22 protein-coding genes are annotated in these 26,058 nt (G+C 62.9%); 8 read left to right on the forward strand and 14 right to left on the reverse strand.

All coding sequences use genetic code 11. The features are described from left to right. Positions 1-3: 3 nt before the first annotated feature. The 3 genes from G8767_RS12550 to G8767_RS12560 are packed head-to-tail and all read right to left on the reverse strand — an operon-like array spanning position 4 to position 3,353. Positions 4-948, reverse strand: a complete 945-nt coding sequence (locus G8767_RS12550) for a tyrosine-protein phosphatase (protein WP_206029272.1) — start codon at positions 946-948, stop codon at positions 4-6. 36 nt (positions 949-984) lie between these two features. After that, positions 985-2,148, reverse strand: coding sequence for a hypothetical protein (locus tag G8767_RS12555; protein WP_166810329.1), 1,164 nt, complete (start codon positions 2,146-2,148; stop codon positions 985-987). Continuing rightward, positions 2,145-3,353 (reverse strand): phosphotransferase family protein, encoded by a 1,209-nt coding sequence (locus G8767_RS12560; RefSeq protein ID WP_166810330.1) that lies wholly within the window; start codon positions 3,351-3,353, stop codon positions 2,145-2,147. Before G8767_RS12560 ends, G8767_RS12555 begins: the two co-directional genes overlap by 4 nt. Before the next feature lie 124 nt (positions 3,354-3,477). Here G8767_RS12560 and G8767_RS12565 point away from each other — a divergent pair, with 124 nt between their 5' ends. Beyond that, positions 3,478-4,101: a TetR/AcrR family transcriptional regulator gene (locus G8767_RS12565; protein ID WP_095969366.1), complete on the forward strand. Its 624-nt coding sequence runs from the start codon at positions 3,478-3,480 to the stop codon at positions 4,099-4,101. 76 nt (positions 4,102-4,177) lie between these two features. Here G8767_RS12565 and G8767_RS12570 read toward each other — a convergent pair whose 3' ends face one another. The 4 genes from G8767_RS12570 to G8767_RS12585 form a co-directional block, all read right to left on the reverse strand. Further along, a complete protein-coding gene (locus G8767_RS12570; RefSeq protein WP_007735825.1) occupies positions 4,178-4,558 on the reverse strand; it encodes a MerR family transcriptional regulator in 381 nt (126 codons plus the stop codon). After that, a complete protein-coding gene (locus tag G8767_RS12575; RefSeq protein WP_021332644.1) occupies positions 4,555-5,769 on the reverse strand; it encodes an LLM class flavin-dependent oxidoreductase in 1,215 nt (404 codons plus the stop codon). Before G8767_RS12575 ends, G8767_RS12570 begins: the two co-directional genes overlap by 4 nt. Continuing rightward, positions 5,766-7,022: an MFS transporter gene (locus G8767_RS12580; protein ID WP_206029273.1), complete on the reverse strand. Its 1,257-nt coding sequence runs from the start codon at positions 7,020-7,022 to the stop codon at positions 5,766-5,768. Before G8767_RS12580 ends, G8767_RS12575 begins: the two co-directional genes overlap by 4 nt. Positions 7,023-7,090: 68 nt before the next feature. Next, on the reverse strand, positions 7,091-8,074 hold the full coding sequence (locus tag G8767_RS12585) for a DUF2332 domain-containing protein (protein WP_166810332.1): 984 nt from the start codon (positions 8,072-8,074) through the stop codon (positions 7,091-7,093). A gap of 150 nt (positions 8,075-8,224) precedes the next feature. On the opposite strand from G8767_RS12585, the gene rraA reads away from it, so the two are divergent. Next, a complete protein-coding gene (rraA, locus tag G8767_RS12590; RefSeq protein WP_166810333.1) occupies positions 8,225-8,701 on the forward strand; it encodes a ribonuclease E activity regulator RraA in 477 nt (158 codons plus the stop codon). 15 nt (positions 8,702-8,716) lie between these two features. On the opposite strand, the gene G8767_RS12595 is transcribed toward rraA, so the two are convergent. Next, entirely contained in the window at positions 8,717-8,944 is a 228-nt protein-coding gene (locus G8767_RS12595) for an RNA-binding S4 domain-containing protein (RefSeq protein ID WP_003943569.1), read from the reverse strand. Between the two features lie 88 nt (positions 8,945-9,032). Here G8767_RS12595 and lysX point away from each other — a divergent pair, with 88 nt between their 5' ends. The 4 genes from lysX (at position 9,033) to G8767_RS12615 (ending at position 15,385) form a co-directional block, all read left to right on the forward strand. Continuing rightward, positions 9,033-12,389, forward strand: coding sequence for a bifunctional lysylphosphatidylglycerol synthetase/lysine--tRNA ligase LysX (gene lysX / locus G8767_RS12600; RefSeq protein WP_124566952.1), 3,357 nt, complete (start codon positions 9,033-9,035; stop codon positions 12,387-12,389). Positions 12,390-12,402: 13 nt separating this feature from the next. Next, complete coding sequence (locus G8767_RS12605) at positions 12,403-13,299, forward strand: alpha/beta hydrolase (RefSeq protein ID WP_166810334.1); 897 nt, start codon at positions 12,403-12,405, stop codon at positions 13,297-13,299. Positions 13,300-13,370: 71 nt separating this feature from the next. Next, on the forward strand, positions 13,371-14,780 hold the full coding sequence (locus G8767_RS12610) for a diguanylate cyclase (protein WP_166810335.1): 1,410 nt from the start codon (positions 13,371-13,373) through the stop codon (positions 14,778-14,780). A 5-nt stretch (positions 14,781-14,785) separates the two neighbouring features. Continuing rightward, positions 14,786-15,385 carry a histidine phosphatase family protein gene (locus G8767_RS12615; RefSeq protein ID WP_095969672.1) on the forward strand — a complete coding sequence of 200 codons (600 nt, stop codon included), beginning with the start codon at positions 14,786-14,788 and terminating at the stop codon, positions 15,383-15,385. A gap of 6 nt (positions 15,386-15,391) precedes the next feature. Here the strand turns inward: G8767_RS12615 and G8767_RS12620 are convergent, their stop codons facing one another. The 6 genes from G8767_RS12620 to G8767_RS12645 all read right to left on the reverse strand — a co-directional run bounded on the left by G8767_RS12620 (position 15,392) and on the right by G8767_RS12645 (position 23,043). Beyond that, complete coding sequence (locus tag G8767_RS12620) at positions 15,392-16,381, reverse strand: oligopeptide/dipeptide ABC transporter ATP-binding protein (protein WP_095969359.1); 990 nt, start codon at positions 16,379-16,381, stop codon at positions 15,392-15,394. Then, entirely contained in the window at positions 16,381-17,478 is a 1,098-nt protein-coding gene (locus G8767_RS12625) for an ABC transporter ATP-binding protein (RefSeq protein WP_095969358.1), read from the reverse strand. Before G8767_RS12625 ends, G8767_RS12620 begins: the two co-directional genes overlap by 1 nt. Continuing rightward, entirely contained in the window at positions 17,475-18,569 is a 1,095-nt protein-coding gene (locus G8767_RS12630; RefSeq protein WP_206029308.1) for an ABC transporter permease, read from the reverse strand. The genes G8767_RS12625 and G8767_RS12630 overlap by 4 nt, the downstream gene beginning before the upstream one ends. Further along, positions 18,562-19,518: an ABC transporter permease gene (locus G8767_RS12635; protein ID WP_003943571.1), complete on the reverse strand. Its 957-nt coding sequence runs from the start codon at positions 19,516-19,518 to the stop codon at positions 18,562-18,564. The genes G8767_RS12630 and G8767_RS12635 overlap by 8 nt, the downstream gene beginning before the upstream one ends. 127 nt (positions 19,519-19,645) lie before the next feature. Then, positions 19,646-21,265 (reverse strand): ABC transporter substrate-binding protein, encoded by a 1,620-nt coding sequence (locus G8767_RS12640; RefSeq protein WP_124566957.1) that lies wholly within the window; start codon positions 21,263-21,265, stop codon positions 19,646-19,648. A 182-nt stretch (positions 21,266-21,447) separates the two neighbouring features. Further along, entirely contained in the window at positions 21,448-23,043 is a 1,596-nt protein-coding gene (locus tag G8767_RS12645) for a Na+/H+ antiporter (RefSeq protein ID WP_030536674.1), read from the reverse strand. A gap of 26 nt (positions 23,044-23,069) precedes the next feature. Between G8767_RS12645 and G8767_RS12650 the strand changes: the two genes are divergently transcribed. Both G8767_RS12650 and G8767_RS12655 read left to right on the forward strand, forming a co-directional pair. Further along, the gene (locus G8767_RS12650; protein WP_166810337.1) at positions 23,070-23,390 is read left to right on the forward strand and encodes a UBP-type zinc finger domain-containing protein; all 321 of its coding nucleotides are present in this window, start codon (positions 23,070-23,072) and stop codon (positions 23,388-23,390) included. 292 nt (positions 23,391-23,682) lie between these two features. After that, entirely contained in the window at positions 23,683-25,995 is a 2,313-nt protein-coding gene (locus G8767_RS12655) for a pyruvate dehydrogenase (protein WP_166810338.1), read from the forward strand. Positions 25,996-26,058: the final 63 nt, after the last annotated feature.

Here is a 26,058-nt window from a genome sequence, read left to right on the forward strand (position 1 = left end):
AAACTAGCCGACTAGCTTGACCTTCAGAAGTGCGATCGTGTCCGGAGTGAGTCCCAGACCTTCGGTGAGGTAGCTGTCGACGGTTCCGTAATCGCTGGTTATCTGCGCGAGTCCCGCTTCCAAATACGACGCGTCGACACCGAGGGCCGGCTCGAGATTGGTCGCTACCTGCGGGCTCAGGGCCTGAGAGATCTGCGCAAGGATCTTCTCGTTGGTCGCCTGAAGGTAGGTGTTGCTCAACAGATAGTCGTCCATGATCGTCTGGGCGGGGACACCGGCAATGGACTGCAACAGCATCGCGGTCCAACCCGTGCGGTCCTTACCTGAAGTGCAATGGAACAACTGCACCCCGTCACCAGCAGCGATGTCCGAGAGAACCTGCTTGAAGCCGGCGCGGCGCACGGGATCGGTGACAAAACTGCGGTTGGTATCGACCAGGAACTGCTTGGCCTCCTCCGGCGACTTGATCGTCGTCGCGAGCTGGGTCAGATCCTTGAACTCGATCGGAATGTTCGTGTACGTCACGCCGTCCGGGAGCTTGTCCGCGCCACCGATGAACGGGTTGGAGATCTCGGTTGCACCACGCAGGTCATAGGCGTCGGCAAGTCCGAGGCCGGTGAGCGTCGCCTTGTCTGCGTCGCTGGTCGCGGTCAGCGCATTGGATCGGTAGATGACGCCGCGCTTGAGGTGTGAGCCGTCGACGGTGGCGTATCCCCTCCCGTCGTTGCCGGCGACGTCGCGAAAGTTGGCCACGGAGGCCAAGTTCGGCGTCGGCGCGAGGACAGGATCGAGCGAGCCGAGATCGACGGATCCGAGCGATCCCGTGTTCAGAGAACCCAGGTCGAGCGGGATGGCCGTGGCGGGAGCAGCAAACAACAGACCTCCGGTGACAACAAGGGCGGCGGCCTTCGCGGTGCGAGCGAACGACATTCGTGAGCGTATGAACATGTGGCAGTACCTCTCTTTGTGGATGGTGAGCTGTGGTTACGGTGCGACGTCACCGATTCCGGTGAACCCGTATCGCTGGTGGGGCCCAATGACTGCTACCTCGAACAAGCCTGTCCCGGTGCGAGTTACGCCGTCTTCCACAAGGGTGAACCGGGCCAAATTGTCGACCGGGCACAGCATCTTCTTCCACGGTTCGATGTCCGAAACTTTTTCTCGCAGGCCTTGAACCACCAGTTCGCCCTGCCACATCCCGTGGCGCCAATCCTGCTCGAGTCCGTAGCCCGTGCCGACACCGATGTAGTTGGGCAGAATCGGTTCGCAGGTGATCTCCAGGATGTGGTCGGATTCGCCTGGTGCACCGGGGCGCCGGAAGTACAGAGTTCCACTTTTCACCTCGCGGGTACCGGAAATGAAGGTGAGCTGGTGGTCCGGTCGACCCAACCACTCCGGCTCCCGCGAGCGATCTGCCCAGACGCGCGTCGCATCCTCCAGAATGCGGCGTCCCTGCTGATCTTCTTGAACGACCGTGACGACGGTGAAGTCACCGAATTGCATGATCGAGTAGATCCAGAAGAAGTTCTGGCTGCCGGCGATCGACGGATCCGCCTTGCGTCCAGGAGGTTCCGCTTCACCGACCGGTCGAACACCCCAGGATCGGTCGCGATTACCCCGCCACGTCTCCGGGGTGACCGGGATGACGTCGCCGTCGACGGTCAGGGATCCGGACCATGTTCCGGTCTGCACGAATCGTTGAGTGTCGAAGGTGACTCGTTCCAGCTGACGGTGGAAGTGCCTGGCCTCGAGATTGGCGGGGCCGTCGGACTCGAAGGTGAGGTCGAAGCTCAAGTCCGGCGCTTCGGGACTCGGGTCCAACACCACACGTAGGCGATGCAGACCCTCGATGATCTCGATCCTCAACGGGCCTACTGACAGGTCCACGCGGTCGTCACCCAAGGCACGGGATGCTCGGAAGACGATATGGTCGTCGCCGCGCCGAAGAACCGCAAAGCCATCGCACACACCGAGATTGGGGTACTGACCGAGACCGATGATGAGAAACAGCGGCTCGCTGTCGCCGTCGACGCCGGCATGACAGTTGAAGTAGTAGCGGTCGTAGAAGTTTCGATCCGAGGTGCCCACATGGCGGATGGTCTCGGCGATCTGATGTACGGGGTAGTCGTCGAGCGGGGACAGTGTCATCGTGCTTCTCCTGGTGCGACCGGGGCCGTAGCGAGCGATTCCCAATAGGTGCCGTCGAGCATGGCTTCGAGTGTCTTGTGGTGCAGGATCATCTCGTCCGGGTTGTCGGGGCGTTCGGCCTGACCGAAAGCCACTGCGCGGCTTTGTACTCGGAACATGATCACCGCGTGCCGCAGCGCGGCGTAAAGGATGTAGAAATCCAGATCCGCAACCTGGTGGCCGGAAAGCGAGCCGTAGGCATCGGCCACGTCCTCACGACGCAGGAAGTCCGGCATTCCGGGGAGGCCTGCCATGGCAGCGAGATCCTCGAAGAACCTGTGCTGGAAGATCATCCAGCCGAGGTCCAGCTCACGCGGCCCCAGTGTGGCCATCTCCCAGTCGAGGACCGCCGCCGGCTCGAAGTCGCGGTAGATGACGTTTCCGATCCGCGAGTCACCCCAGCAGAGCACTGCGGAGCCGGCATCGGTGGGAAAGTTCGCCTCGATCCAGTCGAAGCCGCGCTCGATCAACGGAGATCCTGGTCCGTCGGCGGTTGCCCACTCGTAGTAGAGTCTCTGTTCCTCGAGGTGCGCTCGAAGTGCTTCTGCCCCAGTCGGTTCGGCACCGACGCCGCACAACTCGGGGAGGGCCAGGTGCGGATCGGCCATAGCGTGCAACTCCGTGAGCACCCGGACCGATGACTGCTGGAGTCGAGAACAGTCGTCCTCTGAAGCCTCCGAGAGCCAGGATCCGAACGTGTACGGCATGACGTCTGGCGGAATTTCGCCGTCGCGCCGTTCCATTACGAAGAACTCACCGCCGAGCGCGTCCGGGTTGCTCTCGGACCAGTACACCCGCGGGACCGGCACCGATGTGTGAGCCGCGACGGCGCTCATGACCCGAAACTGCTGGTCCAGGTTGTACGACGGGAAGATCGGTACCGCACTGTCGCGCGGGGCGATGCGGGCGACCAGGCGATGCTCACCTCGAACCCCGTCCTCGATCCACGTCGCGTCGAAAAGCACAGTTTCGTTGGACATGCCGTTCGCTGCCGGTATCTCGACGGAGGTCACGGAAGGTTTCGAGCCTCGCCACAGCACGGTCGCGAGCCAGCCTTCGAGGCTGCGTCGCATCTCTGCCGGGTCGTTGCGGGATTCGCCGGGCCTGGCGAATTCGGCGTAGTCGGGATCTTCGCCTGAGGTTTCTGTTTCGGTTCGAAGGTTCATCACCACTCCTCGTGGTTCGGTGGCGCCGATGCGCACGTGCCGATAGTCGATACAATATGTATCGACTAAAGCCGTGACAGAATGTAACGGCCATCACAGCGATACCGCAAGGGATTTGCCCAAAATGTCCAAAGATTTTGAGACTCAGCACCGCCTGGGCCCGCAGCGAAACCCTGCAATCGACGACGCAGTACTGGACGCGACCAGGCAACTGTTGGAAGAAAAGGGGTACGCGGGCACGTCCATCGACGCCATCGCCACGCGTGCCGGAGTGGGGCGTCCGGCCATCTACCGTCGGTGGCCGTCGAAGGCACACATCGTCAACGACGCGATCTACCCGGTGCTCGACATCGAACAAGGCGCGGACATCGACACCGAACTCGGCACCGAGGGGACGATCGCGGATCAAATTCGCGCGCTTGTGCAAGGCGCGGTGGCACTATTCGCCGCTCCTGCCACCCGGGCCGCGGCGCCCGGATTGATGAGCGAGGTGCGGACGAACAGCGAGCTGCGTGAAGTTCTGGTGGTGCGGCAACTGGCCGGAGTCAGAGTCGAGCTGAACCGTCGACTGGAGGCGGCGAGGGAGCGCGGCGACATCCGAAGCGGCGTCGACGCCGACGCTCTTCTCGACATCATGGCGGGCGCGGCCATCTTTGCGATGTCGGTTCGCGACGTCTCGGACCCGGGACCGTTTGCCGATTCTCTCGCCGACATAGTGCTGAACGGCATACTCCCCGAGGCTCACTGAACCGTTGGTTTGCGCTGCCATACACGGCACGATGGGCACAGCCATGCTCAGGACCAACCGACAGCTCGCTCAGTGTTCATCCATCGAGTGGGACAGTCTGTCGCTGCCTCACTTCTGCGATGTATTCACGGATGGCGTCGCGGTTTTTCACAAGAAAGCTGATCTTCTCGTCAAGTCCCGACGCCTCCGCCTCGAGCATCGACAGCATCTCCGGTGTCACATCGCTCATGTGAATGACGCGTTCTTGGTCCAGGCAAGGAAGGATCTGCCGGATCACCCGCGTCGGGAAACCCATGTCCAACAATCCACGTATCTGAAATACCCTGTCAACCATTCGTTCGTCGTAGTCGCGGTAACTGTTTTCGGATCGTCTCGGAGCAATCAAGCTCTGTTCCTCGTAGTACCGCAAGAGGCGGCGGGACACCCGTGTCGCTTCTGACAGCTCGCCGATCTTCATTTGGTCGCCGATGTTTCGAGCGACGCTGCCTGGAGTCGCTCTCTCAACGTGCTCACCCGGGTGCTCGCCCCGAAGACAGCGGCAAGCTGTTCGAGGACAAGTGGGATGTCCCGGCCGTTGACCGCCGGCCGCAGTCGCACACCGTGTGCGCCAGCGGATACGAGTTCGTCGATCCGGTGGATCAGCTCATCTACCGAACCGACAAAGATGTCGGTGTCGGACGAGTACGGTGCGCCTGACAGCTCGTCGAGGGCACGCTTCTGCTGTACAGCCTCGCAGTGGGTCGTGCCGAGGAAAACCACGAGATCCACCAGGATCGCGAGCGGTTCATCGATCAAATTTCTTCGCACTGCATCACATTCAGCGTTGACGGCATCGAGTACATCGCCGATGGTGACGCCATTAGCACTCGGAGTGGGTGTCACCAGGATGGCATCAGCCGACGCAACCGCCAACCGATAAGGAACTTGGGCGTGATGTGCGAGCGCGAGAACGACAGGCTTCAAGCCTTCGACGACAGGGATGGCGAGTGGTCCGGCGACCTCGAAAGTCTTTGTCACAATCAACTTGTCAGAGATCTTGTCGATATCGACAAATCGGCCATCGGCGCCTTCTTGGAGTGCGCCTTCCGACCAGGTCGACCACAATCCTCGGAGTATTTCGATCGACTCGGTTGCGCTCGAGAAGACCGGTTCGAGTCTGGTTCCAATCCGTTCAGGGAAGTAGATGTCGGACTCTTTCAGCTCCGGCACCGGTTGCGGGCGAACGAAATGACGTCTGTCGATGCTTCGCGAAGTGACCTGGGCACGGAGGCCGACTCGGCCCCCGCTCAAGAGATTGAGCGATGCGATTTCGGTGGCGATACTGTATGGCTCACTGTGAGTCAGATTTCTCGTGGCGATCACGCCGAGTCTCTGCGTCTCGAAAACAGCCAGTGCCGTCAGCGCTACCGGCGACAACCGACCACGAACCTGGTCTTCCTTGTCATCGATTCTCCTGAAATCCGACGACTGCAACCCAATCGATTCTTCGAAAGTGACAAAATCGACAACAGATGAGTCAATGTCGCGCAACAACTCCGACCAGTAACGAGCACTGAAGAGTTCGGCGGGGGCAATTCCCTGCAATCTCCAGGCCGCTGGATGCCAGCCGGCTGGTTCCAGCGCGATGCCGATGATCGGTGACCGATGGATCGACGGCGTTGTGTTCATGCGTGTGCCTGACCTTCCTGATGGATTTGGGCCGGAGATCGGAACCCGTCTCCGCGGGCGGTCCACATGATCACCACGGATAGCAGCGCGAGTGCTACCGTCCACCACGGGAGAGATCGAGCACCGTTGAGAGACAAGAGAACTCCACCCATCACTGCACCTGCTGCCATGGCAGCGTTCCACAGCGTCGTGAGAACCGCCTGAGCCTCGTCTGCGTGTGAGCCCGCAGCAACCGCTGCTGAGGTTTGCAACAGAGTCGGAATTCCGCCCCACCCCAATCCCCATACGGCAGCTGCTATGTAGACGAGCACCGCATCCTCAGTGGTGACTGCCAGTGCGGTTGCGGCGACTGAAATCAGGACGGCGCCGACAAGAGCAAAAGTCCGTAGTCGCGCGTAGATTTTTTTGCCCACAACAACAATGCTGATTAGACATGCGACTCCGAAGGTCAACAGAACGAGGTCATTGTCATCTCCCATTCCTATCGATTCGAGAAACGGAGCGATGTACGCATACAGGATGGTGTGACCCAACACGACGGTGAACGTCACGATCAGAACTGCGTCGACACCGGGAATGCGTGCCGCCTCGAGCATGCTTCGACGTTTACGGTCGCGGGGCCGACCCGGACGATCGGGAACCGACACCGCGATTGCAACGAGAAGCGCAACAGCCAGTATCGACATGAGATAGAACGGTGCCCGCCACCCGGTAGCGTTGCCCAAGTATGTCCCGAACGGAACGCCGAGCGCGAGAGCGAGCGGAATTCCGGCCATCGCGAACGCGATGGCGCGACCCTCGAGATGTTTCGGGGCAAGACTTCTGGCGTATCCGGCGAGCAATGCCCAGGCGATACCTGCAGCAACTCCCGCAATGAACCGGGCGGTCATCGTCAGAAGGTAGTCGGAAGAAAATGCAGTGACCGTGTTGGCGAATGCAAACCCGAGAATCGAGTTCAGCAGTAACACCTTTCGCGACCACGACGCCGTCACTGCGACGAGGGGAATTGTCGTCAGAGCCGTCCCCAGCGCGTAGATCATGATCGTCTGCCCGGCGGCTGATTCACTGACATCGAGGCCTTCACTCATTGCCGGCAACACTCCCGCTGGGAGGGTCTCCGTCAGGCTGGTGATAAAGACGGACGCGAACAACGCCAGCAGGGGAACGAGTGGAAGTGCGTCCCCGCGATCCTGTTCCGCAAGAAACTGTTTCGCTCCTGATGTGTGGTGCTTTGAATCGATGTCGTCTGCCATGGAACGATTGTCAACCTTCACATCAATGTGAAGGTCAAGCCCTTCGCGAAGATCGGACCGCGAATCAATCAATCTGATGCCGTGCAAGTTTGGTCTATCCAGTCGAGGAACTGCCCATGTCCACCGACTAGCCCGTGAGGTGTGCCGTCAAGAGAAACAACGAACTTCCCACGGCGCGCCTCTGGTGATGCCGTCAACTTGGCATCGACTTCGGGCAGAACCCCGAGACCTTCGTTCGCTATCCAGCGACATGGCAAAGCGTGAACAGCTTCTGCGAATTCATCTCTGGCAGTTGGGATCAGATAGTTGAGTACTGCACTGTGAAAGACCACGATCGTTGTTTCCCGTGGCGCACGTTCGACGAGATCGGTAACAGCCGACGTGAGATCTCCGCGAACCAGATGAGGCGGATCCACACGAGCGAGTGCCGCTGCGTCGCGCAATCGCCGCCGGCGGTGGTCCTGTTCCGGCCACACAAGACTCTCCAACCATCTCATGTCGTCTGTGTCGCCTACATCGAGTGGGTTCAGGTCGATGCCCGCCCGGTACACCACGTCTGGGACTCTCTCCGGAATTGGCGGACTGCCGGTCGTCGCACACTCCAGCAGAACGGTGGACGGACCATCGACTGGATGCAGATACTTTGTGCCGTCGTAGAGGAAGCTGTAGCGGTCAGGGTAAAGGCACAGGCCCGCCGAAGCACCGACTTCGATGAGGGAGAGCGGGCCCTTCAACAACCCGAGGACGGGAAGCAACACGGCAGAGCGGCCAGCTTCATTCGTCTGTGTAGTCCTGGTCTGCGCGAGTTGTTCCACCTCGGACCAGTTGTCGCTCAGCCACCGGCGAAACAACGCATACGGCGCGACCGGGGCACCGAGGTGACGGCACGCCCCGAATATCAGGTTGGGTTGCCTGCGGGGTTCTGGGAGCCGATCTATCAGAGCGAGGACTGCTGGATCCTCCGATACGCCGGTGCCCCATTCCTCGTAGATCGCGGAGTTCCCTCGAGCCTCCACTTCCGCGAACGATCGGTACCAACGCGAAGTGTCCACCGTCGATGTCTACCGGATGGCGCGTGGTGCTGAAAGGTTTTCGATCAAGCCGTCGCGTAACTCGCAGACGTCCCCCACGTCAGGCGTACTAGCCTGAGAACCCTCCCCGAGGCCCACTAGGCCCGAACCCTGCCGACTATCCTGTGGGGCATGACCGAGCCTGTAGCGACCGCTGACCTTGCCGACGAGATCGGACCCGACATCCGTAGCTGCGACACGCAGTTCACCCAGTTCGGTGGACGTGAAGTGTTTGCCGGCCCCATCACCACCATCAAGTGCTTCCAGGACAACCTGCTCGTGAAGCAGACCCTCAGCGAACCGGGCAACGGCGGAGTCCTCGTCGTCGACGGTGACGCGAGCATCCACACCGCGCTGGTCGGCGACATCATCGCCGGCCGCGGCGTCGACAACGGCTGGGCCGGCGTCATCGTCAATGGAGCCGTCCGCGACTCGGCGATCCTGCGCACCCTCGACATCGGCGTCAAGGCTTTGGGGACCAACCCGCGCAAGAGCACGCAAACCGGTTCGGGCGAGAAGAACGTGCCGATCGAAATCGGCGGCGTCACGTTCAACCCCGGCGAGATCGTCTACAGCGACCACGACGGCGTCGTCGTTCGCGAAAGCTAGTCGGAAGTCGCGGGATCAGGCGGGGGCTTCCACTTTGGCGGCCATCCCGCCGATCTCGACGACATCGCCGTCACGAAGCTGACGGCCACGACGATCTTCGACCTCACCGTTGACCGACACCATGCCGTCGGCGATCACTTCCTTGGCCTCCGCGCCCGATTCGATGAGGTTCGCGAGCTTGAGAAACTGACCGAGCCGAATCATTTCGTCGCGGATGGGTACTGCTGGAATGTTGTCGGTCATGTCAATCATCTTCCTCCTCCCACAAAACTGGACACGACAGACCACACTTAGCGTGAGGATCTGATCGACCGGTAGGAGAGGAAGCTCGATGGCACCATTGACCGAGGTATCGGACACCACTGCAGAGTTGGTGGAATCGCCACCCGAAAATCCGCGCCAGGCGCGTCGATTCCGCAAAGGGCGGTTCAGCCAGGTTCCCCATATCTCGGGACTGATCCTCGGAGTCTTCTCCGTACTGGTCTTCCTGTGGAGCATCTCGCCGGTACTGCGGCACATCCTCCGCGTCCCACGCGAATACATCGACAGCTACTACTTCGACGCACCGGATACGAGCCTGTCGTGGGCGCTCGTCGTCGCCTTGCTCGCCGCCGCCCTCGCGAGCCGCAAGCGCATCGCCTGGTGGCTGTTGACGATCTACCTGTCGCTGATCACCCTCACCAACATCGCCTCCGCGATCGTCGACAAGAACCCGAACAACGCCGTGGCCGTTGTCGTTCTGCTTGTCGTGATCGGAATCCTCATCGCGGCGAGGCCCGAGTTCTACACACGCGTACGACGCGGCGCCGGCTGGAAAGCGCTCGGCGTACTGATCGGCGGCATGGCCGTCGCGACCGTGATCGGTTGGGGCCTTGTCGAACTCTTCCCAGGTGACCTACCGCAGAACCAACGATTCCTCTGGGCTTTGAACCGCGTCACCGCAGCCGCTTCGGTCGACAACGAGGTGTTCGACGGCCACCCGCGCGTCTTCGTCAACACGGTCCTCGGTCTGCTCGGCGCCATCGCGCTACTCGCCGCGGTCATGACGCTCTTCCGCGCGCAACGCTCCAACAACGCCCTCACCGGAAACGACGAGTCCGCGATCCGCGGGTTGATCCAGAACTTCGGTGCCGACGACTCCCTCGCTTACTTCGCCACCCGCCGCGACAAGGCCGTCATCTTCGCGCCGAGCGGCAAGGCAGCGATCACGTACCGCGTCGAGATCGGCGTCTGCCTCGCCAGTGGTGATCCCATCGGCGATCCCGAAGCATGGCCGCACGCGATTGAAGCGTGGCAGGGGCTCGCGTCGCAGTACGGCTGGGCGACGGCCGTCATGGGCGCCAGCGAAACCGGGGCGACGGCGTACAAGAAGGCAGGCTTGAGCGTCCTGCAACTCGGCGACGAAGCGATCCTGCGCACGCGCGAGTTCAACCTCAACGGACGCGACATGCGCCCGGTGCGTCAGGCCGTCACCCGCGTGAGGCGCCACGGCGTCACCGTCCGGATGCGACGCCATCGCGACATCCCGCCCGAGGACATGGCGGCCGTCATCATCCGCGCCGACGACTGGCGCGACACCGACACCGAGCGCGGCTTCTCAATGGCACTCGGCCGACTGGGCGATCACCTCGACGGCGACTGCCTCCTCGTCGAAGCCGTCATGGGTGAAGGCACCGAGGACGAAAGCGTCGTCGGCATGCTTTCGCTCGTGCCGTGGGGACCGAACGGCGTTTCGCTCGACCTGATGCGTCGCAAGCCGACGGCGCCAAACGGTGTCGTCGAATTGATGGTCTCGGAGTTGGCCACACGTTCGGACGAGATCGGCGTCGTGCGGGTCTCACTCAACTTCGCCGTGTTCCGCTCGGTGTTCGAGGAAGGTTCGCGCATCGGCGCCGGCCCGATCCTCCGCATCTGGCGCTCGGTGCTCGTCTTCTTCTCGCGCTGGTGGCAACTCGAAGCGCTGTATCGCTCGAACGTGAAGTACCAGCCGGATTGGGAGCCGCGCTTCCTCTGCTTCGAGGACAACCGTGAGCTGCCGCGGGTCGGATTCGCGTCGGCCATCGCCGAAGGCTTCGTGGTGCTGCCCAGTTTCGGGCGCAAGTCGAGCCAGGTCGTCAAGCACACCGGAACGCATGCGGCGGTCCCTGCAGCTCTGGTGACGTCCGAAGGACTGCATGCCGACGGCAGCCCACCGGACTCGGCGCCGTCGTTCACGACCAACGGTCCGCGTCGACCCGAGCAGGTTCGAGTGCGTATGAACAAGCTCGCGCAACTGGCCGACGAAGGGATCGCCGCCTACCCCGTCGCCTATCCGCCGACGCACACGATCGCTGCCGCAGCGAAGTCGCCGGAGGGCACCCGCGTACGCATCGCGGGACGCCTGCTGAGGGTTCGCGACTATGGCGGAGTCGTGTTCACGGACGTGCGCGACTGGTCCGGCGACATCCAGGTTCTGGTCGACCAGGACAACGTCGGCCGGGAGAAGCTGGCGGAGTTCGCAGCCGAGTTCGATCTCGGTGACCTGATCGAGGTCAGCGGAACCATCGGGCGCAGCCGCAAGGGCGAGCTGTCGCTCATCGCCGTCGAGTGGCGCATGAACGGCAAGTGCCTGCACCCGTTGCCCGACAAGTGGAAGGGCCTCTCGGATCCCGAGACTCGCGTCCGCCAGCGGTACCTCGACATCGCCCTCAACCCGAAGGCCCGCGAACTTCTCGAGGCTAGAAGCGCCGTCGTGAAGTCGCTGCGCGATTCACTCGGTGGGCGCGGATACCTCGAAGTCGAGACCCCGATTCTGCAGCAGGTGCACGGCGGCGCGAACGCCGCCCCGTTCCTGACACACATCAACGCCTACAACCTGGACCTCTATCTCCGCATCGCACCCGAGCTGTACCTGAAGCGCTTGTGCGTCGCAGGTATGGAGAAGGTGTTCGAGATCGGCCGCGTGTTCCGCAACGAGGGCGTCGACTTCAAACACAACCCCGAGTTCACGATCCTCGAGGCCTACGAAGCCCACAGCGATTACGAGGGCATGATGCGGATGTGCCGCGAGCTGATCCAGGCGGCGGCCGTCGCAGCCTTCGGTCGCGAGATCATCATGCGACCCGGCCCGGACGGCGAACTGGTCGAGGTCGACATCTCCGGCGAATGGCCGGTGAAGACGATGCACGGCGCCGTCGCGGAAAAACTTGGTGTCGACGTCTCCCCCGAGACAAGTCTCGAAGACCTGCAGAAGCTGTGCGACGCCAACGAGATCCCGTACCAGTCCAGCTGGGACACCGGTGCCATCGCGCAGGAAATGTACGAGCACCTGGTCGAGGACTACACCGAGTTCCCGACGTTCTACACCAACTTCCCCACCTCGATGTCGCCGCTCACCCGGCCGCATCGCAGCATCCCCGGCGTCGCCGAGAAGTGGGACCTGGTGGCGTGGGGCGTCGAACTCGGCACCGCGTACAGCGAGCTGACCGACCCGGTGGATCAGCGCAACCGGCTCACCGAGCAGTCGATGCTCGCGGCGGGCGGCGACCCCGAGGCGATGGAGTTGGACGAGGACTTCCTCCAAGCCCTCGAACACGCGATGCCGCCGACGGGTGGTCTCGGGATGGGCGTCGACCGAATCGTCATGCTGATCACGGGTGGCAGCATCCGCGAGACACTGGCCTTCCCCCTCGCGAAACCGCGTCAGTAGTCCGGATTCTCGCGTGCCGGAATTGTTCCACGTGAAACCACCGGGCGAGATCCTGCAGGTCGGCGAGAGCCGACTGCACGTTCTCGCCGAGGGCGACGGCCCCGTCGTCGTCCTGTGCGGCGGGCTGGCGGGCAACTGGTTCGACTGGGATGACTGCGCACGTCATCTTCAGTCGGACCACACCGTCGTCCGCTTCGATCGACCGGGCTTCGGCCTCAGCGAACCGTCGTCCGACGTGCCGACCGTCCGCGGCGAAGCTCAGCGGATCCGCGATGTCCTCGACACACTGGGACTGACTGGTCCGGCCGTCGTCGTCGGCCACTCCATCGCCGGCTTCTACGTCGAAGGCTTCGCCCGCTTGTTCCCGGACCGGGCAGCGGGCATGCTGCTTCTCGATTCGAGCGCCGAGAAAGAGCCGAAACGTCTCTTCCCCCGCGACCTTCTGCTGATCGCCTCCCGGGCTGCCGCGGCCTCCTTCAGCACCACCGGACTTCAACGCCTCCTCGGCACCACGACGCGCAAAATCCTCAACCAGTCCGTGCCGCCCAGCGGCTCGTCCGAAACCACCCTCGAGTGGGTCCGGAAGATCTACCGCGAACCGCACTACCTCGAAGCGGCGATGATCGAATACGTCGCGTACACCGATATGGCGCTGGAACTCACCGCTTTACGACGGTCGAGCAAGCACCCCTTGCCCGATATCGACCTCAGCGTCGTTGCCGCTCACACGGGCCACACCACTCCCTGGTCCATCGCGTGGATGGCAAAGCAGCAGAAACTCGCCACCTACCTCGGCGGGAGCTTTCACGTCCTACGCCCGGCGCATCACCACGCCATGATCGACCAACCCGAGGAGTTGGCGAACTTGATCCGGCACCTCACGCAGCCGAACCGTCGGGATGACACTTAAAGTTACAACTCGGACAGTAGCCGGATCATTGCTAGTCTCGGACAGCTTCTGCTTTCTACGACAGGCTGACCATGGACCGTTCGACACGTCAGGTGCGCTCGTGCCTGATTTTCGTGGCGATCCTCGTTGTCGCTCTGGCGGGCATCGCCGCCCGTCCGCCCGGGTTTCTCTCGACCTTCTGGCCCGCCAACGCGATCCTTCTGGGCATTCTCCTTCGTAACCCTCGCTCGTTCGCGCCGATCGGGCTGGCTGTCGGCGGTGCCGCGCTGATGACAGCGGATCTTGCGACCGGAAGCCCCGTACAGCGGGCCTTCGAACTGAATGCGATCAACCTGGTCGGAGTCACGACGGGATTGATCGCCGCGAACTTGCTCGGCTGCTTTCCACAGCGAGTCTCCGAAGCGAAGTACACCACCAGAATCTTTCTCGTTTCGGTTCTGGCATCTCTGACGGCCGGGTCCGCCAGCGCACTCCGCACTCAACTCCACGAAGGAAGCGGTGCGGCAACGGAATTGGTGGGGTGGTTCTTCGCCGACCTGTGTACGTATCTGATCGTGCTGCCGATCGTTCTTTCGGCACCGACGCTCGAACACATTCTTCGCACTCTCGGGCCCTCCGTACGTCAAAGCCTCCGGCTCAGGCGGCTCGCACAGATCCTCGCGCCGCTGGCCGCACTCCTGGTCTGTCTGCCGCTCGCGTTGGAGGTGCAGGGCGCCCTCGCGTTGCTGCTTCCGATGCCGGCGCTCCTGTGGTGCGCGATGCGCGTCTCGCTGTTCAGCACCTCGCTCCTGGCAGCCGGATGGAGTGCGTGGGCGCTGGTCATGGCGGGCAAGGGGCGCCTGGCATTGGCAGATCCGGTTCACCTGCTGAGCGAAGGCGTGACCACCAGAATCTCCGTCATCTTGATGGCACTCTCCCCCATCGCCGTAGCCGTCGCCACGGGAGCGCAGCGGCGCGCTGAGCGCGAACTCCAACGCATCGCCGAATGCGACGCCCTGACCGGAACACTGAGTCGGCACGCATTCTTGACCCGGTCGCAGGAACTCCTCGACACCCAGCACACAGCGCAACGATCGATCGCCGTCATGATGCTCGATCTCGACCACTTCAAATCGATCAACGACAACCTCGGCCACCTCACCGGCGATTCAGTCCTCGAACAATTCGGGAACACCCTCCTCGCCACCACCGAAGGGCTCGGGCTCTCCGGCCGCCTGGGCGGTGAGGAGTTTGCCGTCGCGATGGCCGATTGCACCTTCGAGGAAGCCATCCAGCTCGCGGAGCGTATCCGGCAGACCCAGGAGACCCACGCCCGTTCCATTCGCGGCTTCGCGGGGACGGTCAGTATCGGCGTCGCCTGGGTAGACCGGGCGATGCCGGGGATGGAGACCTTGCTCGACATCGCCGACAACGCGATGTACCAGGCGAAACGCGAAGGCCGAAACCTCGTGGTGGCGTTCGATCTCTACATGGCAAGGTGACGTGGGTGCAACTACTCCTGATCCGACACGCGCTCCCCGAACTGGCCGAGGTCACCGAAGGCCGCGCCGATCCCTCGCTCACCGACGAAGGCCGTGCCCAGGCACTTCGGCTGCCCGCAGCACTGGCGCCGTACCGGATCACCGGACTGTTCAGCAGCCCGCAGAAGCGTGCGCTCGAGACCGCGGCCCCGGTAGCGCAGGTATTGGAACTTCCGGTCACCCAGCTCGAAGGTCTGGCGGAATACGACTACGAGCAGCCCCACTACATCCCGATGCACGAGGTCTTGGAACGCGCACCGGAAACGTATGCGCGCATCAAAGCCGGCTGGCTACCCGAGTCGGTGGACGCCGACGCTTTTCGCGAGCGAGTACTCGGCGCGATCGACGACGTGGTCGCGGCGACCGACAACGACGCCACCGTGGCGATCTTCTGCCACGGCGGCGTCGTCAACATCGTTCTGCAGGAACTGCTCGGGCTGGAGCGTCCGTTGACCTTCCCGATCGAGTACGTCTCCGTCACTCGAATTCTTGTTTCCCGGAATGGAAGCCGAAGGGTCGGGTCGATCAACGAAACCGGTCACGTGCGAAACATGTTGCGCGTCTAGCTCAACTCACACGTTGTGGCACGCCACCTGGTGTCCACCCTCGACGAGACGAAGTTCGGGAACTTCCTCCGCGCAGAGATCGGTGGCCAGCGGGCACCGCGTGCGGAACCGGCAGCCACTGGGCGGATTGAGCGGCGACGGCAGTTCGATGACCTTCTGCTCGACGTTCTGCGCCGCGGTGACGGTGGCGTCAGGATCGGGAATCGACGACAGCAGTAGCTGCGTGTACGGGTGCAACGCACGGTTCTGCATGTCTTCCGCCGGAACGATTTCGCAGACCCGGCCCAAGTACATGATCATCACGCGGTCGCTGATGTTCTTCACGACGGCCATGTTGTGCGCAATGAACAGCAGCGACAGCCCGTGACGCTTCTTCGCGTCCTCGAGCAGGTTCAGAATCTGCGCCTGCACGGAGACGTCGAGGCTCGAGACCGGCTCGTCACAGATCAGGACCTTGGGGTCGAGCATCAATGCGCGGGCGATGCACACGCGCTGGCACTGTCCACCCGAGAGCTCGCGCGGGGTTCGGTCCCACACCATGTCCGGGTCCAACCCGACCTCGGCAAGAACCTCGCGCGCCCGAGCTTCGATGGCGGCCTTGTCTTTTCCGCCCCAGATCGACGGACCCTCGGTGATGAGAGCCTTGACCTTGCGTCGCGGGTTCAGCGAGGAGATCGGGTCCTGGAAGATCATCTGCAACTGAGTGCGACTGCGACGCAATTCCTCCGCGCCCAGTGCCGTCATTTCCGTCTCACCCAGGCGAATGGAACCCGACGTCGGTGAGGGCAGCTGCATGATCGCCCGGCCCGCCGTGGACTTGCCACAGCCGGATTCACCGACCACGCCCAAGGTTTCACCCGGAGCGACGGTGAAGCTGATCCCGGACACCGCGTGAACGGTCTGCCCTTTGCCGACGTTGAATTCGACGACCAGGTCCTCGACCGTCAGGGCCGCGTCCACCGTCTCGGGCTTTCTGGTATCGGTTGCTGCAGTCATCAGACCATCTCCTTCACCGCGAGCGAGAGGCCCGCTGCGGTAGTACCGGCCTTCTCGTTGGCGACCAATGCCGTTGTGCCTTCCGGGGTATCGACCGGGTAGTGGCACGCGAACGTGTGGCTTTCGGTTGTGTTGTCTCCCGGACCGCCGGGTGCCAGAGCCGGGTCGCCGGTCAGGCAGTCGTCCTGGGCGTAACGGCAACGGGCAGCGAAGCGGCAGCCGGTGATCGGCTTCGTCATGTCCGGGAGCCCACCCGGGATTGTCTGCAGCACTGTGTGCGTCGGCGATTCGAGTCGCGGAATCGCGGCCATCAGCGCTTCGGTGTACGGGTGACGCGGACGAGTGAACAGCTCTTCGGTTGCCGACGTCTCCACGACGGAACCCGCGTACATGACCGCGACGCGATCCGATCGACCCGACACCACTCCGAGGTCGTGACTGATCAGGATGACGGCCATGTTGAGCTTGTCGTTGAGCGAGGCGAGCAGGTCGAGGATCTGCTTCTGCACGGTCACGTCGAGAGCGGTGGTCGGCTCGTCGGCGATCAGCAGTTTCGGCTCGCAGGCCAGCGCCATCGCGATGACGACGCGCTGTCGCATACCGCCCGACAGTTCGTGTGGGTACTGATCGAGCCGACGCTTCGGCTCGGGGATACCCACCATCGACAGGAGTTCCGCAGCGCGATCGCGGGCCGCGTCCTTCTTCAGTCCCAGGTGGAACTTCAAGGATTCGGTGATGTGGGTACCGATGCGCTTGAACGGATTGAGCGAGGTCATCGGATCCTGGAAGACCATGGCGATCTCCGGCCCCCAGAAATGCTTCATCTCCGACTTCTTCATGGTCGACATGTCGCGGCCGGCAAACGTCACCGTTCCGGTGATGTCGAGAGCCGGACCCTTCTGGAGCAATCCCATGATGGTGCGTCCGAGAACCGACTTGCCGGAACCGGATTCACCGACGATGCCGAGAGTCTCGCCGGCGGAGACGTGGATCGAGACGCCGTCGACTGCTCGCAACTGGCCACGGGGAGTGGCGAATACGGTTCTGATGTTGTCCGCCTGCAGCAGCGGAACGCCGTGCTGAGCTGAAGTGGTCACAGCTTACTCCGATACTTCTCGCCGATGAGGTTGAAGGAGAACACCGTCAGGAAGAGGAAGACGCCTGGTACCAGGACGATGAACGGATGCTTCTCCACGATCCCGCCCTGACCTTCCGCAATCATGTTGCCCCACGTCGGATCAGGTTGTGCGATACCGAGTCCGAGGAAGCTGAGTGACGCTTCCGCGACGATCAGGCCGGAGACGGCCACCAGGCCGAGCGCGGCGACGGGGACGAGGACGTTGGGAACCAGCTCGCGCCAGATGACGCGCCATTTGGTGGCACCCATGGCCCTCGCGGCAAGCACGAACTCCCGTTGGGCGACGACGATGGTGTTGGCCCTGGCGATTCGAACCATGCTGGGAATGCAGAGAATCGAAAGTGCGAGGGTGATGTTGCGCAGGTTCGACGTGAGCACGGCGGCCAGTGCGATCAACAGCACCAGAGAAGGGATGGCCAGCAGGGAGTTGGTCAGGATTCCGACGACTGCGTCGACCTTGCCGCGGAAGTAACCGGCCATGACGCCGATGGTGCCCCCGATGATCATGCCGATCAGTACGGCGCAGATGGCCACGGTCAAGGATGCTCGAGCACCGAACAGAGCGCGGGCAAGCAGGTCGAGACCGAAGTTGTTGGTACCCAACGGGTGATCTGACAGCAGGCTCGGCGAGGCGAAGCCCGGCTCGGCCAAGGTCTTGACCGTGTCCTTGTACTCACCGAGCGGCAGCAGCGGTGCGAAGATCGCGGCCAGAATCAGTGCGACCAGCCAGATGCAAGCCAGCCAGTACGAGAGATCGAACTGACTGCCCCACTTGGACGTACCGAGTTTGCCGAGACCTTTGAAGAGGAAAACCAAGGCAACGAGCGCGAGCACGATGCGGACGGTCATCATGATGGCCGAACCGAAGAGTGCGGTGCCGAGCAGCGCAACGCCGATCACTGTGAGAATCGATCCGATCAGGACCAGATTCTTGGGCTGTTCCAACGTCTCGACGGGGCCGGGAGCCAGCAGGACTGTCTGCTGCCGGTATGTCATCACCTCGGACGGGGCCGGCGACGGGGCCGCTCCGTCTGGCGTCACTTCAGACATGGACACGACGACTCCTCGGGTCAAGATAGGTGTACAGAACATCGATCGCACTGTTGACGAGGACGTAGATGACCGCGATCACGACCACCGCGCCCAGCAGCATCGGCGAATCACCTTGCTGCGCTGCGCGGACGATGAGCGTGCCCATTCCGGGCAACGAGAAGAGCGTCTCGACGATCACGGTGCTGCCGATCATGCCGCCGAGAGCCAGACCCATCATCGTGATGAGCGAGAACGACGACGGGCGAAGCGCGTCACTGAAAAGCACTCGCAGCGTGGGCATTCCCTTGGCCTTCGACGCGAGGATGTAATCCTCACGGAGCGTCGTCACCAGGTCGGAGCGGAGAACGCGAGTGAACATCGCCATCTCGAGGAGGCTGATGGTGATCGCGGGAAGTATTGCGTGTGAGAGGTTTCCGGAGAGGCTGTCTCCGATGCGCACCCACTGTGATCGGGGGAACCAGCCGAGCCAGTTGACGGTGACCATGATCAGCAACAGACCGGCGAGGAAGCTCGGGACGGACAGAACACCGAACGTCGCGGCGCTGATGACGCGGTCGATGACGCCACCCTCGTGGTGCGCCGACCAGAGTGCGAGCGGAACTGCGACGACGAGGGCGATGACCAGACCCATCACTGCCAACTGAACGCTGACGGGGAGAGCGGAACTGATCGCGGTGAGGACGTCCTGCTGCGGGGGAACGAGCGAGTTGCCGAGGTCGCCCTGGAGAGCGCTGGTCAGCCAGTCCCAATAGCGAACCAGGAGTGGGTCGTTGAGCCCGAGCTGCTGGCGAACTTCCTCGTACTCGGCAGGCGTTCGACCTTCCCCGAGAACGGAGACAGCGGGATCGCCGGGGATCAGTGATGCCAGCACGAAGGTTCCGAAGCTGACGATCAGGATCACAATGACGAGCTGGCCCAATTTCTTACCTATTGCGCCGATGTTCATCGATTTCGTCTCCTTCGGACAGCGAGCTCGCAATACACAGCAGTTCCTCTGATTTCATTTCTTCGTTCGCAGCCGGCCCCGATCCGCTGCGATGTGGGCGCGGGGCCGGCCGTGAACTTCAGGCTCTCTAGGACTTCCAAGCTCCGTCGAAGAGCACGATTCCGTCGAGGCTCTGCTCGAGACCGTGAACGTTCTGGTTCCAGACATCGAGTGCGGCGACGTTGCCCCACACCTGCCACGGGACGGTCTCGTTGGCGCGCTCCTGGATCTGGGCCAGGACTGCCTTCTTGTCGTCGTCGGTCGTTGCGACGCCCAACTTGTCGAGGAGAGCGTCCATTTCGGCGTCGGAGTAGCCGGTCGCGTTGTTACGGCCGCCGGACTTGATGCCCGTGTACAGACGCTCGTAGGGATCGGCCTCGGCGAGGCTCAGTGCTGCGGTGCTCATGTCGTAGTCGTGATCGGCATACATCCGCTTGACCAGATCACCTGCACCGGTGACGTATTCGATCTGAGCGTCGAAGCCGACTGCGTTGAGCATCGCCTGGATCGCCAGTGCCGTTGCCTGCGCGGACGGTTCCTGGATGGAGAGGAAGGTGATCTTGCCGTCGTAGCCGTCGGCCTTGGCCTGATCGAGCAGTTCCTTCGCCTTCGCGGGGTCGACGCCGATCGGTGCGACGTCGTTGTGCCAGCGCGAGGTGTCCTGGAAGATCTCCTGGCCGGGCAGTCCCTTGCCGTTGTTGACGCGGGTGTTCAGCGTCTCCGGGTCGACGGCCAGCGCCATCGCCTGGCGGACACGGACATCCGATCCCGGGCGGCCCGGGGCCATGTTCACGTTCGCGATGTAGCCGAGCGACGGGATGTCGACGAAGCCGGGGTAACCCGACTCGATCAGATCCAGGATCGGAGTGAGCGTACGCATGTACGCGGCGTCGATGCCGCCCGTCTTGAGAGCTTCAGCGGTGGGCTGAGCGCCGACGATGCTGATCAGCTTGAGCTTGTCGATGTTCGGTGCGCCGTCGTAGTAGTCGGGGCGAGCAGCCAACAACAGTTCCTCGTTGGGAGCGAACTTCTCGAGGGTGAAGGCACCGGCACCGATCGGGGTGAACTGGTCACCCTGCTGGGCGCTCGGGGCGACGATCATGCCGGGTCCGGTGGCGAGCATCGACTGGATGCCCGTCCACGGATCAACGAGATTGAATACAACGGTCGTCGCATCGGGGGTGTCGATCGAGGCGACCTTGGAAGCCCACAGGCTCGACTGCGGTCCCTTGTTGGTGACGTAACGGTTGATGCTGTCCGCGACGGCCTTCGAATCGAAAGCCGTTCCGTCGCTGAACTTCACACCGTCGCGCAACTTCAGCGTCCAGGTCTTGCTGTCCGAACTCGCTTCGAGCGACTGGGCGAGCTTGGGCTCGAACTTCTGCGCGATGGGGTCGTAACGCATGAGCACGTCGTAGATGGCGCTGAGTTCGCTGCCACCGGTGGCGCCGGCAACCTGAGCCTTCGCGGGATCGAGAGTCGTGACTGCCGAGTAGCCGCTGAACGTCAGCGTGCCACCCTTGGTGGGAGTACCGGGATCGGCCTGCTCGTTGACCATGCCGATCTTCAGCGAGGAACCGGAATCAGCGGATTCGCCGCCGCCATTGCTCGAGCCGTTGTCGGCGCACGACGCCAGGAACATACTTGCGGTGATCGCCAGCGCAGCCGCAGCCAATCTGCGACTTCCGCGGCGGGAACTACGACTCATTCGAATGCCTCCAAGGCGGGGTAAGACCGTGACGTGATGTTGAACACGAAACAGTCTGTGACGGGAGGCACAGAAAATTGGATCGAGTCTCGCTCAGTGGAATCGGTTAAGTTGCAGGCCTCAACGGTCAGGTAAACCGACCCTGGCCAGCGAATACCCTCACCGACATCAGACCAGCCGGTCTAGTCCCGGTCGAGCGTGGCTTCCTCGAGATCGAGCTCTCGAAGCACCTTCCGAAGAACCTCGTCGTCGATCCGGCCGGCATCGCGCTCGGCGATGAACACACCTCGCTCGGCGTCGATCATCTCGAGGCGCAGCGAGCGGAAGGCATTCGACGGGCTCTCCCCCAGATCCTCGTCGCTGCGTCCGAGCCGCTCCCACGCCGAGTTCGCGCGGTGAGTGTTCCAGCTTCGCAAGATGTCGGCGGCGCGATTCCGGACCTGAGGGACATCGTCGGCGTCGGCTCCGACCAACTCGTCCAGCCTCGCCGCAGCCGCGCGGGCAGCCTTGTCCTGAGCCGCCGCCTCGGCGCGTGCGTCGGACTGCTCCTCGTCTCCTTGCACACCGAGGACACGGATGACCCACGGCAACGTCAGGCCGTGCAGCAACAGCGTGCCGACCACGACGACAAACGTCAGGAACAGGATCAGCGAACGGCCCGGGAAGTCTTCACCACTGTTGACCGTCAACGGAATGGCGAAGGCAGCAGCCAGCGACACGACCCCTCGCATACCGGCCCATGACACGACGAACACCGCCCGCGCGGAAATCTCCGGTTCTCTCGCTCGGATGCGGGGAGACAGCCAGCGCGGTACGTACGTGAACGGGAACACCCAGGCGATCCGGACCACCACGACGGTCACGAGAACGGCAACCGATGCCCAGACGACGATCGAGGTGCTGTACCCCTGCAATCCGTTGACGACACTGGGCAATTGGAGCCCGATCAACAGGAAGACGAAAGACTCCAGGATCAGGTCGACGGCCCTCCACACTGCCGTGTCCTGCAGACGCGTCGCATAGCTCGCACGGGTGGAGCGCTGGCCGAGGAACAATCCGGCTACGACGACGGCGATGACGCCCGACGCGTGGACCTCTTCCGCAGCCAGGTAGGTGAAGAACGGCACCACCAATCCGATTCCGCTCTCCATCACCGGATCCTGGAGTTTGCCGCGAACCTTCGAGATGACGAAGCCCACCGCCAGGCCGATCACCGTTCCACCGACCGCTGCGACGAGGAAGGTCTCGAAGCCGCCGATCAGCGTCGCACCAGTACCCACGGCGGCAGCGAGAGCAACCTTGTACGCCGTCAGAGCGGTGGCGTCGTTGAGCAGGCTCTCGCCGCCCAGCAGGGTCATGATTCGGCGCGGCAGACCGAGCTTGCGTCCGATTGCGCTCGCGGACACCGCGTCCGGCGGCGCCACGATGGCGCCGAGAACCAGAGCAGCCGCTATCGAGAACTCCGGCACGATCAGGTAGGCGACAAAGCCCACCGCTGCCGTCGTCGCGAGGGGCAGCCCCACCGCGAGAAATCCGATCGGACGCAGATTCGAGCGCAAAGCCAGGTATGAACTGTCCAGTGCTGCCGAGTACAGAAGTGGAGGCAACACGACGAACAGGACGAGGTCGGGATCGAGTTCCAATTCCGGAACACCCGGTATCTGACAAGCGATCAAACCGACCAGGACGAGGATCAGCGGCGAAGACAGCCCGAACCTTCGCGCGACCGCCGCCACCAGCAACGCCGCTACTACAACCCCCAGTAATATGCCGTTCACCCTGGCAGCATGCAGTATGGAAGGCGATGAAGAAAATCCTGAAGCGAGCAGCAGCTCGCACACAGCAGCCCGCACCCGCTCCGACCGGTTGCGAGGAACTAACCAATGCGCCCGAAACGGACCCGGCGGCGCTGACGCCCGGCGTCTGCCAGGAGTGCGCCGAGTTGGGCGAGGATAACTGGTCTCACCTGCGTATTTGCCTGTCCTGCGGCCACGTCGGATGCTGCGATTCCAGCCCTCATCAGCACGCCACAAACCACTACCGCGAAACCGGGCATCCGGTCATGCGCTCGCACGAGCCCGGCGAATCCTGGCGCTGGTGCTACGTCCACGACCTGATGGATTGACCGCGCGCGACTCGCAGTGCACTGCGCATAGTGCCCACCTGTCACGGCGCACAGCCCTCGGTGTTGCGCACATTGCTCAATCCGTCGGGTAGCTATTGCCCAATCTGTATGCCGATGATGGACTTTGACGCAGAATCTGCACAACAGATCGACAGGTGCGGCTGGACTTTGCCGCACCGAACGGTTCGGCCTCAGGAAGTCCTGCCAAACATCACAACCACATCGTCGGCCCCACGATCTGGGGTACAGGCGGTGCGGTGATCGATGTCAACTATTGAAGGCAGGACCGGCCGTGAACAGCCCCAGCATCAACCAGAACGCTCCCGAATCACTTGCGGAGATCGAGAAGCGCGTTCTGTGGTTGTCGACCGCGATGATCCATCACGCCAACCGGGTTCGGCCGAATCCCAGCGGGCTCAAGGTCGGCGGTCATCAGGCCTCGTGCGCGTCGATGGTCTCGATCATGACGTCCCTGTGGTTCGGCCAACTTCGTTCCGGCGACCGGGTTTCCGTCAAGCCGCACGCGGCTCCGGTGCTCCACGGCATCAACTATCTGCTCGGTGAACTCGACGAGTCCTACCTGACAACGCTGCGCGAGTTCGGGGGCCTGCAGAGCTACCCGAGTCGATCAAAAGATCCTGATCCGGTGGACTATTCGACCGGTTCGGTGGGTATCGGCGCGACGGCTCCCATCTGGGGCGCCATCGCACGCCGATACGTCGACGCCTCCCTCGGCGGCGCCGGAACCGGACGTCAGTACTCCCTCGTCGGTGACGCCGAACTCGACGAGGGCGCTGTGTGGGAAGCAGTTCTCGATCATTCGGTTGCCGAACTGGGTGAGATCGTGTGGATCGTCGACCTCAACCGCCAATCACTGGACCGGGTGGTCCCGAACATCGCGGCAACCCGCCTGGAGCGCATGTTCTCGGGCGCCGGCTGGCAGGTCGTCACCGTCAAGTTCGGCGCACTGCTGGAATCACTGTTCACCCGGCCAGGCGGCAGCGCGTTGCGCGAACGAATCCTGGACATGCCCAATCCGGAGTACCAGCGTCTGCTGCGATGCACGGCAGACGAGGTACGTCTGAGACTGCCCGGCGACGCGGCGGACGCCGACGCGATCACGTCGCTGATCAACGACCTCGACGACGCGACGGTGCTCGCGGCCATCCGCAATCTCGGTGGCCACGACCTCGACGCCCTGCGAGAGGCGTACGCGCAGATCGACGACACCCGTCCCACCGTGATCATCGCGTACACGATCAAGGGCCGGGGCCTGCCGACGCAGGGTCATCCACAGAATCACTCGTCGCTGCTCACCATCGAGCAGTACGAGCACCTGGCGGCGGAACTCGGCATGAATCCGTCGAAGCCCTGGGAACGGTTCGAGGCCGACAGCCCGTCGGGCCGCATCTGCGCCGAAACCGCTGGGCGCCTGGCTCGCCCCAAGGTGGAGCACCTGGTGCCTCCGGCAGTTCCGAAAGATATCGGCCGCACTCCCTCCGGCACGTCCACCACTCAGGCAGCTCTCGGTCGGGTGCTGCTCGACCTCAGCCGCGAAGCGCCGGACGCCGCGAAACGTGTTGTCACACTGAGTCCGGACGTCAGTTCCACCACGAACCTGGCAGGCTGGCTGAACAAGGTCGGGGTGTGGTCCCCCAACGAGCGGCACAACTGGTTTGCCGACGACGCCGAAACGATCATGCACTGGCGTGAGAAGCCCACCGGGCAGCACATGGAACTCGGTATCGCCGAGACCAACCTGGTCGGACTGATGGGCGAACTCGGTGCAACCTGGAGTCGCTGGGGCCAGCCGCTCTTCCCCATCGGCGTGATGTACGACCCGTTCATCGAGCGGGCTCTCGAACCGTGGTCGTACGGCATCTACGCCGGTGGACAGTCGATCATGGTCGGCACTCCGTCAGGCGTGACCCTGGCTGCCGAAGGTGGTGCGCACCAGTCGATCAAGACCCCCTCCATCGGACTGGAACAGCCGGGTTGCGTCAGTTTCGAACCGGCGTTCGCCGTCGACGTGGAGTGGACGCTCCTCGACAGCATCGGACGCCTCGGCCGCCCCGACGGCAGCTCGTCGTATCTGCGTCTGTCGACCCGTCCGGTCGATCAGGCCCTGGCCGCGGTACCGACCGATCCGGCTGCGCGAGAACGCCGTCGACGTCAGGTGGTCGCCGGGGCATACATACTGCGACACAACCCTGATCCTGCCGTCACTCTGGTCGGCATGGGTGCCACTGTCACCGAAACGCTGGTTGCAGCCGAAAGACTCGGCGAGCAGGGCATTTCCGCCGACGTGGTGTGCGTGACCAGCCCGGGCTTGCTCTTCGAAGCACTCCAGTCTCGGCGCGGCCTCGCGGACGGTCCATCGTGGATCCTGGATCAGGTCTTTCCGAGTAGCCGGTCCGCGCCGATGGTGACCGTTCTCGACGGACACCCGCACACCCTCGCGTTCCTGACGGGAATCAACAACGTTCCGGGTGCTGCGCTCGGAGTGAGCCGGTTCGGTCAGGTCGGTTCACTCGAGGACGTCTACCGGTACCACGGCCTCGACTCCGACAGCATCGTCCGCGCTGCCCTCGATCTCACTTCTTGACCAATCACACTCTCCGATGCCGAGAAGCGTCCCCGCAGGGACGCTTCTCGGGTCTGGTCAGTT

This window comes from Rhodococcus sp. IC4_135 (assembly GCF_011602025.1).
In the GTDB taxonomy this organism is placed as follows: Bacteria; Actinomycetota; Actinomycetes; order Mycobacteriales; family Mycobacteriaceae; genus Rhodococcus_F; species Rhodococcus_F baikonurensis.

Coding starts and splice junctions, on each gene's coding strand:
- G8767_RS12550 (WP_206029272.1), bottom strand. CDS start 948: ATGTTCATACGCTCACGAATGTCGTTCGCTCGCACCGCGAAGGCCGCC.
- G8767_RS12555 (WP_166810329.1), bottom strand. CDS start 2,148: ATGACACTGTCCCCGCTCGACGACTACCCCGTACATCAGATCGCCGAG.
- G8767_RS12560 (WP_166810330.1), bottom strand. CDS start 3,353: ATGAACCTTCGAACCGAAACAGAAACCTCAGGCGAAGATCCCGACTAC.
- G8767_RS12565 (WP_095969366.1), top strand. CDS start 3,478: ATGTCCAAAGATTTTGAGACTCAGCACCGCCTGGGCCCGCAGCGAAAC.
- G8767_RS12570 (WP_007735825.1), bottom strand. CDS start 4,558: ATGAAGATCGGCGAGCTGTCAGAAGCGACACGGGTGTCCCGCCGCCTC.
- G8767_RS12575 (WP_021332644.1), bottom strand. CDS start 5,769: ATGAACACAACGCCGTCGATCCATCGGTCACCGATCATCGGCATCGCG.
- G8767_RS12580 (WP_206029273.1), bottom strand. CDS start 7,022: ATGGCAGACGACATCGATTCAAAGCACCACACATCAGGAGCGAAACAG.
- rraA (WP_166810333.1), top strand. CDS start 8,225: ATGACCGAGCCTGTAGCGACCGCTGACCTTGCCGACGAGATCGGACCC.
- G8767_RS12595 (WP_003943569.1), bottom strand. CDS start 8,944: ATGACCGACAACATTCCAGCAGTACCCATCCGCGACGAAATGATTCGG.
- lysX (WP_124566952.1), top strand. CDS start 9,033: ATGGCACCATTGACCGAGGTATCGGACACCACTGCAGAGTTGGTGGAA.
- G8767_RS12610 (WP_166810335.1), top strand. CDS start 13,371: ATGGACCGTTCGACACGTCAGGTGCGCTCGTGCCTGATTTTCGTGGCG.
- G8767_RS12620 (WP_095969359.1), bottom strand. CDS start 16,381: ATGACTGCAGCAACCGATACCAGAAAGCCCGAGACGGTGGACGCGGCC.
- G8767_RS12630 (WP_206029308.1), bottom strand. CDS start 18,569: ATGTCTGAAGTGACGCCAGACGGAGCGGCCCCGTCGCCGGCCCCGTCC.
- G8767_RS12635 (WP_003943571.1), bottom strand. CDS start 19,518: ATGAACATCGGCGCAATAGGTAAGAAATTGGGCCAGCTCGTCATTGTG.
- G8767_RS12640 (WP_124566957.1), bottom strand. CDS start 21,265: ATGAGTCGTAGTTCCCGCCGCGGAAGTCGCAGATTGGCTGCGGCTGCG.
- G8767_RS12650 (WP_166810337.1), top strand. CDS start 23,070: ATGAAGAAAATCCTGAAGCGAGCAGCAGCTCGCACACAGCAGCCCGCA.